Source organism: Lactococcus cremoris subsp. cremoris NBRC 100676 (assembly GCF_001591705.1).
GTDB classification, from domain to species: domain Bacteria; phylum Bacillota; class Bacilli; order Lactobacillales; family Streptococcaceae; genus Lactococcus; species Lactococcus cremoris.
On record NZ_BCVK01000094.1, the window covers coordinates 1 to 3,617 of the forward strand.

Genomic DNA, 3,617 nt, shown 5'->3' on the forward strand with positions numbered 1-3,617 from the left:
ATACTATATTTATTCCAATAAAATTTTTCATAAAAGTTTACTCCTAAACAAAAAATGAGCGGCTGGTTACCGCTCATTTTTTTATTCTATTTCAACTTTTTTGTAGACTTGAAAGATTCATAAGATAAACAAAGAGTAGGATTGAAAAGCAACTTCCTAAAAGACTTGTCAAAAAGAATCCTAAACCTAGCGTACGCCAAAGTCCTATAAAAGTTTCTGGCGATAGGGCCAATTTTAAGGAAACACCAACAAATATTCTTCCTAGAACGAATTCTAAAAACAAGTCATAAATATAAAGAAGCATAAAGCTAAAAGAGAGAAAGGGAGTAATTTTCCATTTTCGTAAACAAGACAAGATTATCCAAAGAAGTAATAAAATTAGGAGGGTACTCGTCACTGGTTTTTGCACCCAAAGATAGAAAAAATAATTTTCGCGACTTTTTGCTAAATCAAAATTAGTACCGAATTTTATTTGATTGATTGTAGCAGGTAAAAACATTGCTCCAATCCAAAAAAGGAAGACCAGACAAATCTGCCAAAGTTTAATTATGTTTTTTTGTTTATTATCAGTCATCATCAACCTCTAATTCTTATTATCAGTAAACATTTGTTTTGATTATATGATGACTAGAACAAATGATATAAACATCAAGAAGCACCGAATTCTAATATTAGTCTGTAAAATATCGAATATACAAAATCAAGTTTCAGTTTATCCCAATTTTAGTAAAAATTAAGTGAGTTTCAATATAATATACTTATTCCAATAAAATTTTTCATAAAAGTTTACTCCTAAATAAAAGATGAGCGGCTGGTTACCGCTCATTTTTTTATATTTTTTCCAATGCTTGTTCTAAATCCGCTATCAAATCAGTCACATCTTCAATGCCGACTGACAAACGAATTGTTCCTTTAGAAATTCCTGCACTAGCAAGTTCTTCATCATTGAGTTGTTGGTGAGTGGTTGAAGCAGGATGAATAGCAAGTGATTTTGTATCTCCAACATTGGCCAAAAGGGAGAAAATTTCGAGATGGTCAATCAGGTCTCTCGCTTTTTTCTCATCTTTATCCTTGAGTTCAAAGGTAAAGATAGAGCCAGCATCTTTCGGATAATATTTTTGATAAAGCGCATGGTAAGCATTAGATTCAAGTAGAGGGTGATTTACAAGTTCAACTTTTGGGTGTTTGTCTAAGAAATCTACAATCTTTTTAGTATTGGCAATATGACGTTCAACACGAAGTGAAAGTGTTTCGAGTCCTTGCAAGAAAAGCCAAGAATGAAAAGGTGAAAGGGCTGCCCCCGTATCTCTTAGTAAAATAGCTCGGATTCTTGTTACAAAAGCAATTTCACCCAATTCGGCGAATTTAATGCCATTGTAGCTTTCATCGGCTTGTGTAAAATCAGGAAATTTCCCATTGGCCCAATCAAAGTTTCCACCATCAACAATTACCCCGCCAATAGAAGTTCCGTGACCACCAATAAATTTTGTTGCAGAGTGAACAATTACATTAGCACCGTGTTCAAAAGGTTTAAAGGTTACAGGAGTAGTAAATGTGGCATCAACAATGACAGGAATGCCATGTTTTTTAGCGATTGCACCAACAGCATCATAATCAATGACGTTATTTCCAGGGTTACCTAGCGTTTCATAATAAATAGCTTTGGTCTTTTCATCAATCGCCTCTTCAAAATTCTTCGGGTCATCTGGATTAACAAATTTAGTTGTAATTCCGTATTTTGGTAAAGTCCCAGAAAAGAGATGGTAAGTTCCACCATAGAGTGTACTTGCAGAAACGATATTGTCTCCGACAGTTGCGATATTTAAGATAGCATAAGTGATGGCTGCTGAGCCAGAACCAACACCAAGGGCTGCACTCCCACCCTCAAGAGCTGCGATGCGTGCTTCAAAAACATCATTAGTTGGATTACCCAAACGTGAGTATATGGCCCCTGGGTCTTGTAGAGCAAATCGTGCCTCAGCATGATCTGAATTGTTAAAGACAAAAGAAGTGGTTTGGTAAAGTGGAACAGCGCGTGCTCCTGTAACTGGATCAGGCTCTTGTCCCGCATGAACTTGCAATGTATCAAATTTATAATTATGATCAGTCATATTTTTTTCTCCTATTTGAAAAGTTTAAGATTAGAATTTAAAATACTTATTGATCACATTCGTTGATTATTCGTCAGCAATTCTTGTACCATAGCTTTCTCCTTTGTGCTATAAAACTTATTATCATTATAAGAGATTCAGAAAATTCTGGTTATAGAATTTTTAAATAGTACTGATAGAACTTTTAAAAGTAGAAAAAAGCTTGGAAATTAAAGAGATAATAAAAAAACAGCTCCAAGAGCTGTTTTTTTATTAATGATTATGTTTTTCAAAATAGCGCATAGTTATAAGTAGGGCTTTTCGGAAAATTTTGGGATGTCTACGAGCCACATTCACCATGAATTTATCACCAAAGGCGTGAAGATATCGAAGACTTGGTTTGAGCTCCGTTGCTGCTTTATAAAAAACTTCGGCTAAGTCAGAAGCCTTGGCACTATTTTTCATAAAACGGTCAAGTCCAGAAGCAACGGAATTCACAAGAGGTTGATAAGCCGAATTTTCACTCATGTTCTTTTTGGAATTTTCTAGTGCGATATTTCCCCAGCTTGATTGAGTTCCTCCCGGTTGTACACAAACGGAACGAATACCAAATTGAGCAACTTCGAGGTCCAAAACATCTGACCATTGTTGAAGGGCTGCTTTTGTAGCATGATAGTAGGCACCAAGTGGCATATAGACATCGCCACCAATAGATGAAATATTAACAATGCGTCCATAATTTTGGGCTCTCATCGTTGGTAAGATGAGTTGAGTTAATTCAACAGCTCCAAAAAAGTTAGTTTCAAACTGCTTACGAATCTTATCCATTGGGATTTCTTCGGCTGGCCCATATTCTCCATAACCAGCATTATTGATGAGCACATCAATATGGCCTGCTTCATCTAAAATTTGTTTAACAAAGGCTTTATTGGAGTCAGAGTCTGTAACGTCAAGTTTAATCGCTCTAATTTTTTCACCATCTTGGGGAATTTTGTCAACTCTACGCGCCCCTGCATAAACTTTCCAACCACGTTTGGCAAAAAGTTTAGTAGCTTCAAAGCCCATTCCGTTTGAAGCACCAGTAATTGCAACAGTTTTTTGTGTCATCTCTTTACTATCCTTTCAATTCTTCCTTTGTTTGTTTCTCTAATTTTAAAAATAATTATACCACTTTAGTAAATCAAAGGCTAAAAAAACTTCCGCGGAGTAAACGGAAGTTTTAGGAGTATTTATGAAAAAAGTTTATTTAGGAGTATGGAAACTATTATACGTTATAATGCTGAAATGAAACTTAAATGAAAAAGAAAATGTTTGTGTATTTTTAGAAACCCTTTTCTTCGTTTGTTTTCCCGGATTATTCATAGAAGAATAGTAAGCAGTCATTACGTTTGATTAAGTTGGTTCTTTTATTTCTGTCTTTCAATATGTAATTTATAAACCCGAATTGCTAGTTGATTATTTAGGCATGACTTGATACGCGATAGAATATCTTAAAGTCTCTGGTTCCAGTGATGCTGATTTTAACAA

3 protein-coding genes are annotated in these 3,617 nt (G+C 35.0%); all 3 read right to left on the reverse strand.

The features are described 5' to 3' along the window. Positions 1-91 precede the first annotated feature (91 nt). The 3 genes from LLA01S_RS11675 to LLA01S_RS11685 all read right to left on the reverse strand — a co-directional run bounded on the left by LLA01S_RS11675 (position 92) and on the right by LLA01S_RS11685 (position 3,197). Positions 92-574 carry a hypothetical protein gene (locus LLA01S_RS11675; protein ID WP_021165969.1) on the reverse strand — a complete coding sequence of 161 codons (483 nt, stop codon included), beginning with the start codon at positions 572-574 and terminating at the stop codon, positions 92-94. A gap of 256 nt (positions 575-830) precedes the next feature. After that, positions 831-2,111, reverse strand: coding sequence for an O-acetylhomoserine aminocarboxypropyltransferase/cysteine synthase family protein (locus tag LLA01S_RS11680; protein WP_021036527.1), 1,281 nt, complete (start codon positions 2,109-2,111; stop codon positions 831-833). A 252-nt stretch (positions 2,112-2,363) separates the two neighbouring features. Continuing rightward, entirely contained in the window at positions 2,364-3,197 is an 834-nt protein-coding gene (locus LLA01S_RS11685; protein ID WP_011675135.1) for an SDR family NAD(P)-dependent oxidoreductase, read from the reverse strand. Between the last annotated feature and the right edge of the window lie 420 nt (positions 3,198-3,617).

Bases quoted from the DNA above. Each gene is read 5' to 3' on its own strand.
- LLA01S_RS11675 (WP_021165969.1), bottom strand. From the start codon at position 574: ATGACTGATAATAAACAAAAAAACATAATTAAACTTTGGCAGATTTGT.
- LLA01S_RS11685 (WP_011675135.1), bottom strand. From the start codon at position 3,197: ATGACACAAAAAACTGTTGCAATTACTGGTGCTTCAAACGGAATGGGC.
- LLA01S_RS11680 (WP_021036527.1), bottom strand. From the start codon at position 2,111: ATGACTGATCATAATTATAAATTTGATACATTGCAAGTTCATGCGGGA.